The sequence below is a fragment of the Massilia sp. UYP34 genome (genome assembly GCF_056279385.1).
This window is the reverse complement of the sequence record NZ_JBWBRF010000004.1, coordinates 91589-105156: the sequence shown is the minus strand read 5'-3', so window position 1 is coordinate 105156 and position 13568 is coordinate 91589. Positions and strand designations below refer to the sequence as shown.

Below are 13568 nucleotides of genomic sequence, written 5' to 3'. Positions count from 1 at the left end.
TGAAGGGCGCGCAGTGAAGGACGCGCGGTGAAGCGTAAATCGTTGCGCCTGGCTGCGTGGCAGCCGCATGCGCGCGCGCTGCGCGCGCCGCAGCGCATGCGCGACTGGCTGGTCACGCCCGGTTCGCTGACGGCGCGCCTGGTGTCCAGCAGCGCCGCGTTCCGGGTGCGCCGCCTGCACCAGCGCAGCGCGCCATGCCTGATGGATGAAGCCGCGGCGATCGGCCTTGCGCGCGCGCAGCGGGTCTGGGAACGCGAAGTGCTGCTCGAGTGCGACGGCGCGCCGGTGGTATTCGCCCACACGGTGGTGCCGATGGAGTGCGATGCCGCCGATTGGCCGCTGTTCTCGGCGCTGGGTGAGCGCTCGCTGGGCAGCACGCTGTTCTACGATCCGCTGGTGCGGCGTGGGCCACTGGAATTTGCGCGTCTGTCTGCCGACCATCCGCTGGTGCGCCGTGCGCACGCCGCGCTCGGCAAGCAAGGCGACGCTGACAAGCACATTTATTACGCGCGGCGCTGCGTCTATCGCCGCCGTCAAGGCCTGCTCCTGGTCACCGAGGTATTCTTGCCCGCGGTGCTGGAACTGGGAGCGGCTGCAACCATGAAGAACACTACTTAACTATGAACGTATTTTTCGAGGAATCGGGCGACTTCAAGGTCGGCGCCATCCTGTCGCAAGCGGGCGAGGCCTACCAGGTGGAGATGCCGAGCGGCAAACGCACCAAGGTCAAGACGCGCGACGTGCTGCTGCAGTTCGACAAGCCCGAGCCGCAAGCGTTGCTGGACGCGGCCAAGGCAATCGTTCAGGAGGTTGATCTTGATTTCCTGTGGGAAGTCGCTGGCGAAGAAGAATTCGGTTTCGCCGAGCTGGGCCTCGAGTATTTCGGCCACGCGCCGCTGCCGCACGAAGCCGCCGGCCTGGTGCTGGCCCTGCATGGCGCCCCCATCTATTTTCACAAGAAAGGCCGTGGCCGCTACAAGGCGGCGCCTGAACAGTCGCTGAAGGCGGCGCTGGCCGGCATCGAAAAGAAGAAGCAGCAGGCCATCGTGCAGGCCGGCTATGTGGATGAACTGAAGGCGGGCAAGCTGCCGCAGCCGATGCAGCAGATCGTGCACCAGCTGCTGTTCAAGCCCGACAAGAACACCATCGAATACAAGGCCTTCGAGACGGCGGCCAGCGAACTGCAGACCAGCCCGCCGCGCCTGATGCTCGACGTCGGCGGCCTGGAGTCGCCGAAAGAGCTGCACATGGGCCGCTTCCTGTTCGAGCACTTCCCGCGCGGCGCCGGTTTCGCGCCCGTGGAGGTCCCGAAGGCACCGGGCGGCCTGCCGCTGGCCGCCGTCGCCGCCTTCTCGATCGACGACGTCACCACCACCGAGATCGACGACGCGTTTTCGGTCGTGCGCCTGGATGACGGCAGCGTGCAGGTCGGCATCCACATCGCCGCGCCGGGCCTGGGCATCCGCCCGGACGACGCGATCGACAAGATCGCGCGCGCGCGCATGTCCACCGTGTATATGCCGGGCGACAAGATCACCATGCTGCCGGACGAGGTAGTCAATGCGTTTACGCTCGCCGAAGGCAGCGATTGCCCGGCCTTGTCGCTGTACGCCGTGCTCGACCCTGCCGACTGGAGCGTCAAGTCGACCACGACCCGCGCCGAGCGCGTGCCGATCAAGAACAATCTGCGCCACAACGACCTCGATCACGTGGTCAACGAAGAGACGTTGGAGAGCGGCGAGGGCGACTATCCGCACAAGGACGAACTGGGCCTGCTGTGGAAGTGGGCGCTGCAGCTGGAAGCGGGCCGCATGAAGAAGCGCGAAGCCTTCGGCCTCAAGCCCGAACAGGCGAACCGGGTCGACTTCAATTTCTACGTCGAGGACGACGTGGTCTCGATCGTGCGCCGCAAGCGCGGCGCGCCGCTGGACAAGATCGTGGCCGAGCTGATGATCTTCGCCAACAGCACCTGGGGCAAGCTGCTGCACGATTCGGGCGTGCCGGGCATCTATCGCTCGCAGACGCCGGGCGCCGGCGGCTGGGCCGCCAAGATGCAGGTGCGCATGGTCACGCACGCGGCGCCGCACCAGGGCCTGGGCGTGGACCAGTACGCCTGGAGCACCTCGCCGCTGCGCCGGTATACCGACCTGGTCAACCAGTGGCAGATCCTGGCCGCCGCCGAGCACGGCGTGACGGCGCCGCTGGTGGCCCCGTTCAAGCACCGCGACGCGACCCTGTTCTCCATCGTCTCGGGATTCGATGCCGCCTATGCGGCGTACAACGACTTCCAGCAGAACATGGAGCGCTACTGGTGCCTGCGCTGGCTGGGGCAAGAGAAGGTGAAGCAGGCCGACGCCGTCGTGCTCAAGGATGAGCTGGTGCGCCTGGTCGACGTGCCGCTGGTGGTGCGCCTGACCGGCATGCCGCAAGTGGCGCGCGGCGCGCAAGTCAAGCTCGACATCGTGCGCTGGGACGAGGTCGACCTGCAGCTCGAAGCGCGCCTGCTCGAAGTGGCGGCCGCCGAGCCGGACGCTGCGCTCGACGACGAGGAAGAAGCGGACACCGGCGAAGCGGCCGTGGCCGAGGTGGTCGAGGCCGAAGGCGCGGTGGCGGCGGTTGATACCGGGGACGCGCCGGCGCCGGCGCCGGCGTCGGCGTCGTAGGGGCGGCCTCGGCGGCCCGCGGTTCGCCGCCGACGCGGTGATGGTGATCGGCACCGATTTCGAATCGGATGATCTCGCCGCTAACCGTCACTAGACAGCAACGACATCCAGCTCGCGTCCGAGCGCGGCCATCGCGTTCGCGACGGTATCGATCTTCGTATTATGGCCCAGGTCGATAATGCGATTCACTTCCTGAGGCTTAATTCCCATGAGACGGGCCAACTGGGAAGGACCGACCTGGCGCTCGATCATCGCGTTCAGAAGCAGCACCTTGGCCGACACGCTTAATGGTAACGCGACCAGGCGTTCGCCTCTGCGTGCTTTCGAAGGCGCGGGCACGGGCCGGCTATCCTCAAAGTAGAAGTCCATCGCGCTAACGAGCGCATCTTGCGCCTCCCTGAGCGATTCCTCCTCATCGTCGCCTTGGGTAATCGCCTCAGGGATATCTCGAAACGTGATAACGAATCCGCCTTCTTCGGCCGGGCTAAAGGTTGCAGGATATTTCATACACACTCCATGGCTTGCATTTAATTTACTGAGTTACGGTGCTCCGTGACAAAGACTTGAGCGGGCAATTTAATCGGGCTATTACTTCAGCTTTAACTGCTTCTTTACGCCCTCGACAAGGCCTGTCTTGAGCTCCTTGCTCGGGTGCCTCGGCAGGATGGTCTGCTGTCCGTTGAGGTAGACCTTCAAGTGGTTGGTGCCATCCTTGAACGTCGCGCCCTGAAGCTTCAGCCACCTGACGAACTCGCTCTGTTTCACCGCGTGTCCCCAGTGTGCTTCGACATGCCAAAATTAGACGGATTTGCTTAAGAGTGCAAGCAAAAATTTAAACATATTTGTTTAAAATACCGGTCCCAAAAGTGTCGGTCAGCGGCTATGCTTGCCTGACTTGCAGCGTTGATGTGTCTGGAGTTTGAACAGAACGCGCATCAATTTCGCCAATAAGCGTTGTCGAACCAACCACGTTCCGCATCCCCCAGATTGTTCGCCCCCCTCATCCGTTCGCGTCGAGGTAGAATGGATCAATTCTCTGATTCAATTGCCCCACCAGGCCACCCGTAGCGCGTGAAGTCCTTTCTCCAACATCGTCCCCTGATGATCGCCCTGGCCGTATCGGTGGCAGCCCACGCAGGGCTGCTGGCGCTGCGCTTCGCCGCGCCGGAGGCGTTCCGCCACCAGCCGGCCGATCCCGGACTGGAAGTGGTGCTGGTCAATGCCAAGCATGACAAGGCGCCAGCCAAGGCCGACGCGCTGGCCCAGGCCAACCTGGACGGCGGCGGCACGGCCGAGCTTGGTCGCGCCAAGTCGCCGCTGCCCGACCTGCGCAAGGTCGAGGACGGCGACAGCATCAAGGCCCTGCAGCGCCGCATCGCCGAACTCGAGCGCTTGCAACAGAACGTGCTGACGCGCGCGCGCAGCGGCGGCAATTTCACCGCGCCGCCGGTCACCGAGCGCGAACAGCCCGATCCGACCCGCACGGGCAACGACAACCTCGACACCGCACGCGCCATTTCGCGCACCAGCGCCGAGATCTTCGAGCGCATCGAGGAAGAAAACCGCCGCCCCAAGCGCACGCAGATCACGCCCAGTACGCGCCAGGTCGGCTACGCGCTGTACTACAAGGCGATGCAAAAGCGCATCGAGGAAGTCGGCACGCTGAATTTCCCGCAGCAGGCGGGGCGCAAGCTGTATGGCGACCTGGTGGTCTACATCCCCGTGTTCCAGGACGGCACCCTGTACCTGGGCGATGGCGGCCCACGCGTCGAACGCAGCTCGGGCAACCCGGCCCTCGACAAGGCCGCGCTCGAGATCGTGCGCCGCTCGGCCCCGTTCGGCGCCTTCCCGGCCAATATGCGCACCCAGGGCAAGGACGACCTGTGGGAAGTGTTCACCCGTTTCCGTTTCACCCGTGAGGACAAGATGCAGGCAACCCTTGGCGAGGCCAGGCAATGAGCGGCCCTGTGACCGATAGATATTGCGTCATCGGCAATCCGATCGCCCACAGCAAATCCCCGCAGATCCACGCCGCCTTTGCGCTGCAGACCGGCCAGGACCTGACCTATGAGCGCTGCCTGGCGCCGCTGGACGGCTTCGAGGCCACCGTGCGGCGCCTGATCGCCGAAGGCTGGCGCGGCGCCAACGTCACGCTGCCGTTCAAGCTCGAGGCGGCGCGGCTGGCGACCCGGCTGGCGCCGCGCGCCCGCGCCGCCGGCGCCGTGAACACCCTGGTTTTCGACCAGGGCGAGATCGTCGGCGACAACACCGACGGTCCCGGCCTGGTGGCCGACATCGTGCGCAATGCCGGCGTGCCGCTGGCCGACAAACGCATCCTGTTGCTGGGCGCCGGCGGCGCCGCGCGCGGCGCGCTGCTGCCGCTCCTGGCGGAAAACCCGCGCCAGATCGTCATCGCCAACCGCACGCTGGCGACCGCGCAGCATCTGGCGGCCGATTTCGCGGCGCACGCGGACCGGCTGGCGGTGAGCGGCTTCGCCGACGTGCAGGGCCACTTCGACGTGGTCATCAACGCCACCTCCGCCAGCCTGGCGGCCGACGTGCCGCCCGTGCCGCCGGCGGTATTCGGCCCCGGCGTGCTGGCGCTGGACATGATGTACGGGAAGGAGCCGACCGTGTTCATGGCATTCGCCGCGCGCCAGGGCGCCGATGTGCGCGACGGCCTGGGCATGCTGGTCGAGCAGGCGGCCGAAGCCTTCCTGCTGTGGCGCGGCGTGCGGCCGGAGACGAATGCCGTGCTGGCCGCGATGCGCCAGGCAGGCTGACCATGGCCAGGTCACGCAAGGCCGCGCCGACGCGGCGCCGCTGGATCAAGTGGATTTTTTTGGCCCCGCTACTGCTGGTGCTGCTGGTCCAGTTGTATTTCTTTGCGATGGTGTGCTGGTATTCGCAGTTCAATCCCGGCTCGACCAGCTTCATGCGCGAGCAGCTGTCCCAGCTGCGCGAAAAGAATCCGAACGCGACCCTCAAGCACCAGTGGGTGCCTTATGACCGCATCTCGCGCAACCTGAAGCGCGCGGTGGTGGCCTCGGAAGACGCCAACTTCAGCGTCCACGGCGGCGTGGACTGGGAAGCGATCGAGCGCGCCTATGAGCGCAACAACCGGCGCAGCAAGGTGGTCGGCGGCGGCTCGACCATCACCCAGCAGCTGGCCAAGAACCTGTTCCTGTCCGGCTCGCGCAGCTATGTGCGCAAGGGCCAGGAAATGGTGATCGCCTTCATGCTCGAGACGGTGATGAGCAAGGAGCGCATCCTCGAGCTCTACCTGAACGTGGTCGAATTCGGCCGCGGCGTATTCGGCGCCGAGGCGGCGGCGCGTTACTACTACAAGACGTCGGCGGCCAACCTGAGCCAGGCCCAGGCCGCCCGGCTGGCGGTGATGCTGCCCAATCCGCGCTATTACGACAAGCACCGCTCAACCAATTACCTGCAGCGGCGCACCAACGCGATCCTGCGCCAGATGCGGTTCGCCGAGGTGCCTTGATCCGGGCTGCCGGGCGAACGACCGTCCGCTAATTTGTGTTTCAGGCGAAATTGTCGGTACGGGGTTGGCCCCATGCGGGACGAACGGTTACACTTGCGCTACTTTCCGACCCGGAAAGAAATAGCAAGCGAGATCCGAGCGCATGATCAACGTATTTGTCCTACAGAATGGCCGCCTGAATCAGGCAACGATCGCTTCCCGGGAAGACCTGGAGAACGTCGCGCCGGTGTGGGTCGACCTGACCGACCCGAGCGAGGAAGAGCGCACCTGGGTCAAGGCCAGATACGGCGTGATCCTGCCGGGCGAGGACGAAGTGCAGGACATCGAAGCCTCGGCGCGCTACTACGAGGCCGAAAACGGCGACCTGCACCTGCGCACCGACTTCCTGCTCGAAGAAGAGGACGGCCCGTCGCGGGTGATCACGGTGGCCTTCATCCTGTCCGGCAAAATCCTGTTCTCGGTCCATAACGACGACTTGCCCGTGTTCCGTCTGGTGCGCATGCGCGCTCGCTCGCGGCCCGGCTCGATCGAAGACTATATGGACGTGCTGCTCGACCTGTACGCGACCGACGCCGAATATTCGGCCGACGCGCTGGAAGGCATCTATGAGAGCCTCGAAGAAGTGTCGACCCGCGTGCTGCAGAAGGAATTCACCGACAATGACGCGGCCGCAGCGCTGAACGCCATCGCGCACGAGGAAGACTTGAACGGCCGCATCCGCCGCAACATGATGGACACCCGGCGCGCGGTCAGCTTCCTGATGCGCGGCCGGCTGCTCAACTCGGACCAGTTCGAGGAAGCGCGCCAGATCCTGCGCGACATCGAGTCGCTCGACGGCCACACGTCGTTCCTGTTCGACAAGGTGAACTTCCTGATGGACGCCACCGTCGGCTTCATCAACATCAACCAGAACAAGATCATCAAGATCTTCTCGGTGGCCTCGGTCGCCTTCCTGCCGCCGACCCTGATCGCCAGCCTGTACGGCATGAACTTCGCTCTGATGCCGGAACTGAACTGGCGCTTCGGCTATCCGTTCGCGATCGCCCTGATGGCGGCCAGCGCGGTGGCGCCGCTGCTGTATTTCCGCCGGCGCGGCTGGCTGAAGTGAAGCGGCAATGACACGGCGCACCTCGGTGCGCCGTGTCGTTTCGCCTTGAAGCGTGCTTACCCGATGCGCTTGAACACGCGGCGCGCCGCTTCGATCGTGGCGTCGATGACGGCGTCGTCGTGCTGGATCGACACGAAGCCGGCTTCGAACATGGCCGGCGCGAAGTACACGCCTTCGTCCAGCATGCCGTGGAAGAAGCGGTTGAAGCGCTCCTTGTCGCCGGCCATCATTTCGCTATAGCTGCCCGGCACGTTCTTCGAGAAGTAGAAGCCGAACATGCCGCCCACCGAATCGCCGCAGAAATCGATGCCGGCTTCCCTGGCCGCCGCCGTCAGGCCCGTCACCAGGCGCTCGGCCGTCGCCGTCAGCTTGTCATAGAAGCCGTCTTCCTGGATCAGCTTCAGCGTGGTCATGCCGGCCGCCACCGCCACCGGGTTGCCCGACAGCGTGCCGGCCTGGTACACAGGGCCGATCGGGGCCATCTTCTGCATCAGGTCCGCGCGCCCGCCGAAGGCCGCCACCGGCATGCCGCCGCCGATCACCTTGCCCAGCGCGGTCAGGTCGGGCGTGATGCCGTACATGCCCTGGGCGCCGTCGAGGCCCACGCGGAAGCCGCACATCACCTCATCGAAGATCAGCACCGCGCCATGTTCGGTGCACAGTTCGCGCATGCGCTCCAGGAACTCCGGGGTGGCGCGGATCAGGTTCATGTTGCCGGCCACCGGCTCCACGATCACGCAGGCGATGGTGTCGCCCATCGAGGCGAAGGCGTCTTCCAGCTGGGCGACGTTGTTGTAGTCGAGCACCAGGGTGTGTTTGACGAAGTCTTCCGGCACGCCGGCCGACGTCGGGTTGCCGAAGGTGAGCAGGCCGCTGCCGGCCTTCACCAGCAGCGAATCGGCGTGGCCGTGGTAGCAGCCTTCGAACTTGACGATCTTGTCGCGGCCGGTGGCGCCGCGCGCCAGGCGCAGCGCGCTCATCGTCGCCTCGGTGCCGGACGAGACCAGGCGCACCTGTTCGATCGACGGCAGCAGGCGGCAGATTTCCTCGGCGATCTCGATCTCGCCTTCGGTCGGGGCGCCGAACGACAGGCCATTGGCAGCGGCGGCCTGCACCGCCTTGACCACTTCGGGCCGGGCGTGGCCGAGGATGGCTGGGCCCCAGGAACCGATGTAGTCGATGTAGCGCTTGCCGTCGGCGTCCCAGAAATACGGGCCCTGGGCGCGCTCGATGAAGCGCGGGGTGCCGCCCACCGAGCGGAAGGCGCGCACCGGCGAGTTGACGCCGCCGGGCGTCGATTGCTGGGCGCGGGCGAACAGGGTGTCGTTGCGCGAGGTGGTGTGTTCAGTGGTCATGATCGGTGCTTCGTGATTGAAAGAACCCGTCCGGCGTGCGACTAGGGACGGAAGAATTTACTGGGAATGAACTTGCCCATGCCGTAGCGCTGCGCATGCTCGAGCGCGCCGGTGGTGTACTCCTGGGCCAGCGCCAGCGCCTGCGGCGCGTCCATGCCGCGCGCCAGGCAGGCGGTGAAGGCCGCCGAATAGGTGTTGCCGGCGCCCAGGAAGGGGCCGGGCAGGTGCTGCCATTCGACCCGCGCGACTTCGCCGCTGGCGTCGTACAGGCGGTTCGAGCAGGCGCCGTGGTCGTCGCGGCTGCCGGTCACCAGCACGTACTGCAGGCCGCTCGACGTGAGCTCGACCAGGTCTTCTTCCAGGTCGCCTTCCTTGCGCTCGGCGCCATCGCGCCACAGTTCGGCCATGCGGCCCAGTTCGGACTCGGACAGGATCAGGGCGGTGGCCTGCGGGGCCAGGATCGAGCGCAGCGCGGACAGCATTTCCTCGTCGCCCAGGCCGGCGTCGGGCAGGGCCGACAGGAACGGGTCGAGGACTAGCGGCGCGTCCGGGTAGTCGGACACGATCTCGGCGATCGCGGCCAGGTGCAGGGCCGAGCCGACGGCGCCGACCTTGAAGGCGGCGATCGGCATGTCTTCCAGCAAGGTACGCGCCTGCTCGGCCATCCAGTCGCTGTCGAGCTCGTACATATTTTCGATGCGTGCGCTGTCCGAGACCAGCAGGCCGGCGATGGCCGACAGTCCATGGCACCCGAGGGCGGAGAACGCGGCGCAGTCCGCCTGCACGCCGACGGCGCCGACGGGATCGCAGACGCCGAAGCTCAGGATGAGGGGGAACGTTTGGTTTTGCACGTCGGGTAGATTAAGATGCCGGATTCCGATTCCACATTTTACTAGATACAAGGATCAATACTGTGAGTACCGAATCCACCGCGACTTTCCAGACCTGGATGTGCCTGATTTGTGGCTGGGTCTATGACGAGGCCGTCGGTGCGCCCGACGATGGCATCGCTCCTGGCACGCGCTGGGCCGACGTTCCGATGAACTGGACGTGTCCGGAATGCGGCGCACGCAAGGACGACTTCGAAATGACGGCAATCTGACGGCAGTCGTGCAATAAAGATCACAACGTGATCAGCTTGATAATGGCATCTCGTCCACGCGCGAGGTGCCACGTTACTCAGTAGTTGACTCTCTGCAACAGTTTGCGCACAAGAAAGATGTGCTGTGCTATCGTGACACTTCAAGCCGAAGTGAAACGAAAATGACGACATCGCCGCAATCCACGGCCCTGACCATCATGGTGATCGACGACAGCAGCACGATCCGCCGCTCTGCCGAGATTTTCCTGAACCAGGCCGGTTACCAGGTGGTGTTGGCCGACGACGGCTTTGACGCCCTGGCCAAGATCAACGACCATCATCCGGCCCTGGTGTTTTGCGACATCCTGATGCCGCGTCTGGACGGTTACCAGACCTGCGCCCTGATCAAGAAGAGCGCGCGCTTTCGCGCGACGCCGGTCCTGATGCTGTCGTCCAAGGATGGGCTGTTCGACCGCGCGCGCGGCGCGATGGTCGGCGCCAGCGCCTACCTGACCAAGCCGTTTACCAAAGACAGCCTGCTGGCGGCCGTGCGCGAGCACGCCATGCCCCAGGACTGACCTACCTCGGAGCCGTAAGTGGCCATCAACAAGATCCTCATCGTCGACGATTCCCCGACCGAACGACTGTACCTGACCGACATCCTGGTGAAGCACGGCTTCGCCGTCAGCACCGCCGTGAGCGGCGACGAAGCGATCGAGCGCATCCGCGCCGAACGCCCCGAACTGATCCTCATGGACGTGGTCATGCCGGGCGCCAACGGCTTCCAGGTGACGCGCGCCCTCGCGCGCGACCCGGAGCTGGCGGCGCTGCCGGTCATCATCTGCAGCAGCAAGAACCAGGAAACCGACCGCATCTGGGGCCTGCGCCAGGGCGCGAAGGACTACCTGGTCAAGCCGGTCGATCCCGAGCGCCTGCTGGCCAGCATCGCGGCCGTGGCGACCGCCGGCGGCGTGAGCGCATGACCACCGTGGCGCAGGCGCACGACGCGGACCGGGAGAGTGACGGGGGCGGCCGGCGCGATCCGGCGGCGCGCCGCACCCGCCTGCGCCTTTACCAGGAGCAGTTGCTGGAAAAGATGCAGGCGGCCAGGACCGGCGCCGGCGCCCGCGCCGGCCAGCTGGGCCTGGCGATCGGCGCCACCCGCTACCTGGTCGACCTGGTCGAGGTCGGCGAGATCGTCGCGCCCGCGCCCCTTACCGCCGTCCCGCTGACCCAGCCCTGGTATCTGGGCCTGGCCAATGTGCGCGGCAGCCTGCTGGGCGTGATCGACCTGGCGCGCTACCTGGGCGAGGAAGCAGCGCCCGATGGCTCCGCGACGCCGCGCCTGGTGGTGTTCGCACCGCACCTCGGCTTCAACTGCGCCTTGCTGGCCTCGAACGTCCACGGACTGCGCCAGGCCAGCGCGATGGAACGCGTGGGCGAAGCCCTGCGCGACGCCGACGGCGGCACATGGACGCCGCTGTCGCTCGCGGCGCTGGTGCGGGAAGAGCGTTTCCTGCGGGTCGCAGGCTAACTTGCACGCTAACAACAACCACACTCACAGCAGGAAACAGGGAGCAGCAATGGGATTCGCTTCGAAACTGACCACGAACTTGTTCGCGAAGAGCGATGCCGCCCTGGAGCCGGCGCCGGCCGGCGAGTCCCCTTCGGCGCCGCACCGGGATGCGGGAGGTTCGGCCACCGCCGCCGCGCGCCGGCTCGGGGGCTTTCGCAGCCGCAGCGCGACCGAGGCGCTGGCCGCGGAAAGCGGCGGCGATCTGCGCGCCGTCGCGATCGGCGGGCAGTTCCAGCCCAGCCGCCTGAACCTGCTGCTCGGCGCTTTTGTGGGCGGAGTGCTGCTGACCATGCTGGCGGCCTGGCAGAGTTCGGCGTTGGACGCCCGCCTGGCCGGCCAGAGCCAGGTGACCGGCGACGCCGTGATGCACTCCCAGCGTTTCGCCAAGGCGGCGCCGATCGCGCTGCGGGGCGACGCCGCCGCCTTCGACCAGCTCGAAGACAGCCGCACCCAGCTGGGCCGCGAACTGGACCTGCTGGCGCGCGGCGGCCAGTCGCCGAGCGGGCGCATCCCGGCCGCCAGCGGCGCGCGCGCGACAGAACTGCAACAGGCGATCGTGCTGTGGAACGCCTCGTCCAAGGCGGCCGCCAGCATCATCGCCAACAAGCGCAACCTGCTGGCCTTCGGCGTCAGCCTGCGCCAGTATGAAGAGGTGGGGCCAGAGTTGACCGCGATCGCCGAGCGCCTGCAAAAGGACGGCTCGAGCGACGCCCGGCGCCAGGTGGCGGCGCTGAGCATGCAGTCGCTGGCCCAGCGCCTGTCGGCCGGCACCCAGACCTTCACCACCCCGGGCTCGGCCCAGAACGCGGTGACCTACATCATGGGCGACATCGCCTCGCTGAGCGCGATCATCGACGGACTGCTCGATGGCGGCGGCAAGCTGGGCCTGGCGCCGCTGACCGACCTCGAACAGCGCATGCGCCTGGCGCGCACCCGCGACAGCTTCGATGAATACGTCAAGACCATCACCCCGCTGCTGGGCAATCTCACCAACTACGCCAGCGCACGCGCCGCCGAGCGCGTGATCTCGCGCGACAGCGAACAGCTGCGCGTCATGCTGGCCAGGCTCCACGCGGACTACCAGCGCGACCAGGCCGGCGCCAGCGGCTGGTTCTGGCTGACGGTCGGCGCCGCCCTGTTCACCCTGGTCGCGGCATTGGGCATCTCGCGCACCATGCTGCAGGACGCCGCCGCCCGTGCGCGCGCCGCCGAGGAACGCCGCCGCGAAGCCGAAGCGATGCGCCAGCTGGCCCAGGCCAAGGAAGAAGAAGCCAAGGCCACCAACGACCAGAACCAGGCCGCGATCCTGCGCCTGATGAACGAGCTGCAAGAAGTGGCGGACGGCGACCTGACGGTGCAGGCCACGGTGTCGGAAGACATCACCGGCGCGATCGCCGACTCGGTCAACTACACGGTCGAGGAATTGCGCGAGCTGGTGGTGCGCGTCATCAGGACCTCGGAACAGGTGGCGCGCGCCTCGAACGGCGCGCAGCAGGTCTCGACCGAGCTGCTGGGCGCGGCCGAGCGGCAGTCGCGCGAGATCCAGGATGCGTCCAGCACCACCATGCGCCTGGCCGGCCTGATCACCGACGTGTCGCGCTCGGCCCTGGAATCGGCCGACGTGGCGCGCCAGTCGGTGGCGGCGGCGGAGCAGGGCGCGACCGCGGTGCAGAATGCGATTCGCGGCATGCAGGAGATCCGCGAGCAGATCCAGGAAACCTCGAAGCGCATCAAGCGCCTGGGCGAATCCTCGCAGGAGATCGGCGAGATCACCGAGCTGATCTCGGACATCACCGAGCAGACCAACGTGCTGGCGCTGAACGCCGCGATCCAGGCCGCATCGGCGGGCGAAGCCGGGCGCGGCTTCTCGGTGGTGGCGGAAGAGGTGCAGCGCCTGGCGGAACGCTCGGGCGAGGCGGCCAAGCAGATCGGCGCGCTGGTGCGCACCATCCAGACCGACACCCACGACGCGGTGGCGGCCATGGAAAAATCGACCCAGGGCGTGGTCGAGGGCGCGCGCCTGTCGGATGCCGCGGGCGCCGCGCTGTCGGACATCTCGCGCGTGTCGAACCGCCTCGGTGACCTGATCGGGGACATGTCGAACGCCACCGACCGCCAGGCCAGCCAGGCCACCGGCGTGGCCGACAAGATGCAGCAGATCCTGTCGGTGACCGAACATACCCAGCAAGGCACGCGCCAGACCGCACAGTCGATTCATGAACTGGCTACCCTGGCCCAGGAGCTCAAGGATTCGGTGTCGCGCTTCCGCGTGGTATCCTGAGC

The 13568-nt window shown here is 66.4% G+C and carries 15 protein-coding genes; 11 read left to right on the top strand and 4 right to left on the bottom strand.

The genetic code is table 11. The features are described from left to right. Positions 1 to 27 precede the first annotated feature (27 nt). Together ACZ9AQ_RS09295 and ACZ9AQ_RS09290 are read left to right on the top strand one after the other, a co-directional pair. A complete protein-coding gene (locus ACZ9AQ_RS09295; RefSeq protein WP_429203473.1) occupies positions 28 to 618 on the top strand; it encodes a chorismate--pyruvate lyase family protein in 591 nt (196 codons plus the stop codon). Positions 619 to 620: 2 nt separating this feature from the next. Beyond that, positions 621 to 2663, top strand: coding sequence for a ribonuclease catalytic domain-containing protein (locus tag ACZ9AQ_RS09290; RefSeq protein WP_429203472.1), 2043 nt, complete (start codon positions 621 to 623; stop codon positions 2661 to 2663). A 90-nt stretch (positions 2664 to 2753) separates the two neighbouring features. Here ACZ9AQ_RS09290 and ACZ9AQ_RS09285 read toward each other — a convergent pair whose 3' ends face one another. Continuing rightward, positions 2754 to 3170 carry a type II toxin-antitoxin system HicB family antitoxin gene (locus tag ACZ9AQ_RS09285; RefSeq protein ID WP_429203471.1) on the bottom strand — a complete coding sequence of 139 codons (417 nt, stop codon included), beginning with the start codon at positions 3168 to 3170 and terminating at the stop codon, positions 2754 to 2756. A gap of 81 nt (positions 3171 to 3251) precedes the next feature. Then, positions 3252 to 3428, bottom strand: a complete 177-nt coding sequence (locus tag ACZ9AQ_RS09280) for a type II toxin-antitoxin system HicA family toxin (protein WP_147933330.1) — start codon at positions 3426 to 3428, stop codon at positions 3252 to 3254. Between the two features lie 336 nt (positions 3429 to 3764). Here ACZ9AQ_RS09280 and ACZ9AQ_RS09275 point away from each other — a divergent pair, with 336 nt between their 5' ends. From ACZ9AQ_RS09275 to corA, 4 genes are all read left to right on the top strand, one after another. Continuing rightward, the gene (locus ACZ9AQ_RS09275; protein ID WP_429203703.1) at positions 3765 to 4622 is read left to right on the top strand and encodes a TonB C-terminal domain-containing protein; all 858 of its coding nucleotides are present in this window, start codon (positions 3765 to 3767) and stop codon (positions 4620 to 4622) included. Beyond that, positions 4619 to 5446, top strand: a complete 828-nt coding sequence (gene aroE / locus ACZ9AQ_RS09270) for a shikimate dehydrogenase (protein WP_429203470.1) — start codon at positions 4619 to 4621, stop codon at positions 5444 to 5446. The genes ACZ9AQ_RS09275 and aroE overlap by 4 nt, the downstream gene beginning before the upstream one ends. A 2-nt stretch (positions 5447 to 5448) precedes the next feature. After that, positions 5449 to 6165, top strand: a complete 717-nt coding sequence (gene mtgA / locus ACZ9AQ_RS09265; RefSeq protein WP_429203469.1) for a monofunctional biosynthetic peptidoglycan transglycosylase — start codon at positions 5449 to 5451, stop codon at positions 6163 to 6165. A gap of 142 nt (positions 6166 to 6307) precedes the next feature. Then, entirely contained in the window at positions 6308 to 7273 is a 966-nt protein-coding gene (corA, locus tag ACZ9AQ_RS09260) for a magnesium/cobalt transporter CorA (protein ID WP_429203468.1), read from the top strand. Between the two features lie 56 nt (positions 7274 to 7329). Here the strand turns inward: corA and hemL are convergent, their stop codons facing one another. Together hemL and thiD are read right to left on the bottom strand one after the other, a co-directional pair. Next, positions 7330 to 8628, bottom strand: a complete 1299-nt coding sequence (hemL, locus tag ACZ9AQ_RS09255) for a glutamate-1-semialdehyde 2,1-aminomutase (protein WP_429203467.1) — start codon at positions 8626 to 8628, stop codon at positions 7330 to 7332. 41 nt (positions 8629 to 8669) lie between these two features. Next, on the bottom strand, positions 8670 to 9479 hold the full coding sequence (thiD, locus tag ACZ9AQ_RS09250; RefSeq protein WP_429203466.1) for a bifunctional hydroxymethylpyrimidine kinase/phosphomethylpyrimidine kinase: 810 nt from the start codon (positions 9477 to 9479) through the stop codon (positions 8670 to 8672). A 98-nt stretch (positions 9480 to 9577) separates the two neighbouring features. Between thiD and ACZ9AQ_RS09245 the strand changes: the two genes are divergently transcribed. The 5 genes from ACZ9AQ_RS09245 to ACZ9AQ_RS09225 all read left to right on the top strand — a co-directional run bounded on the left by ACZ9AQ_RS09245 (position 9578) and on the right by ACZ9AQ_RS09225 (position 13566). Beyond that, positions 9578 to 9730, top strand: coding sequence for a rubredoxin (locus tag ACZ9AQ_RS09245; RefSeq protein ID WP_040775196.1), 153 nt, complete (start codon positions 9578 to 9580; stop codon positions 9728 to 9730). Between the two features lie 161 nt (positions 9731 to 9891). Further along, positions 9892 to 10287 carry a response regulator gene (locus ACZ9AQ_RS09240; RefSeq protein WP_005665305.1) on the top strand — a complete coding sequence of 132 codons (396 nt, stop codon included), beginning with the start codon at positions 9892 to 9894 and terminating at the stop codon, positions 10285 to 10287. Between the two features lie 18 nt (positions 10288 to 10305). After that, the gene (locus tag ACZ9AQ_RS09235; RefSeq protein WP_429203465.1) at positions 10306 to 10692 is read left to right on the top strand and encodes a response regulator; all 387 of its coding nucleotides are present in this window, start codon (positions 10306 to 10308) and stop codon (positions 10690 to 10692) included. Continuing rightward, entirely contained in the window at positions 10689 to 11243 is a 555-nt protein-coding gene (locus ACZ9AQ_RS09230) for a chemotaxis protein CheW (protein ID WP_429203464.1), read from the top strand. Before ACZ9AQ_RS09235 ends, ACZ9AQ_RS09230 begins: the two co-directional genes overlap by 4 nt. 49 nt (positions 11244 to 11292) lie before the next feature. After that, positions 11293 to 13566 carry a methyl-accepting chemotaxis protein gene (locus ACZ9AQ_RS09225; RefSeq protein ID WP_429203463.1) on the top strand — a complete coding sequence of 758 codons (2274 nt, stop codon included), beginning with the start codon at positions 11293 to 11295 and terminating at the stop codon, positions 13564 to 13566. The last annotated feature ends 2 nt before the right edge of the window (positions 13567 to 13568 follow it).

What these genes read in the sequence shown, in the direction of transcription:
- hemL (WP_429203467.1), bottom strand. Translation starts at nt 8,628, where the DNA reads ATGACCACTGAACACACCACCTCGCGCAACGACACCCTGTTCGCCCGC.
- aroE (WP_429203470.1), top strand. Translation starts at nt 4,619, where the DNA reads ATGAGCGGCCCTGTGACCGATAGATATTGCGTCATCGGCAATCCGATC.
- mtgA (WP_429203469.1), top strand. Translation starts at nt 5,449, where the DNA reads ATGGCCAGGTCACGCAAGGCCGCGCCGACGCGGCGCCGCTGGATCAAG.
- corA (WP_429203468.1), top strand. Translation starts at nt 6,308, where the DNA reads ATGATCAACGTATTTGTCCTACAGAATGGCCGCCTGAATCAGGCAACG.
- ACZ9AQ_RS09275 (WP_429203703.1), top strand. Translation starts at nt 3,765, where the DNA reads ATGATCGCCCTGGCCGTATCGGTGGCAGCCCACGCAGGGCTGCTGGCG.
- ACZ9AQ_RS09245 (WP_040775196.1), top strand. Translation starts at nt 9,578, where the DNA reads ATGTGCCTGATTTGTGGCTGGGTCTATGACGAGGCCGTCGGTGCGCCC.
- ACZ9AQ_RS09240 (WP_005665305.1), top strand. Translation starts at nt 9,892, where the DNA reads ATGACGACATCGCCGCAATCCACGGCCCTGACCATCATGGTGATCGAC.
- ACZ9AQ_RS09225 (WP_429203463.1), top strand. Translation starts at nt 11,293, where the DNA reads ATGGGATTCGCTTCGAAACTGACCACGAACTTGTTCGCGAAGAGCGAT.
- ACZ9AQ_RS09285 (WP_429203471.1), bottom strand. Translation starts at nt 3,170, where the DNA reads ATGAAATATCCTGCAACCTTTAGCCCGGCCGAAGAAGGCGGATTCGTT.
- ACZ9AQ_RS09290 (WP_429203472.1), top strand. Translation starts at nt 621, where the DNA reads ATGAACGTATTTTTCGAGGAATCGGGCGACTTCAAGGTCGGCGCCATC.
- ACZ9AQ_RS09230 (WP_429203464.1), top strand. Translation starts at nt 10,689, where the DNA reads ATGACCACCGTGGCGCAGGCGCACGACGCGGACCGGGAGAGTGACGGG.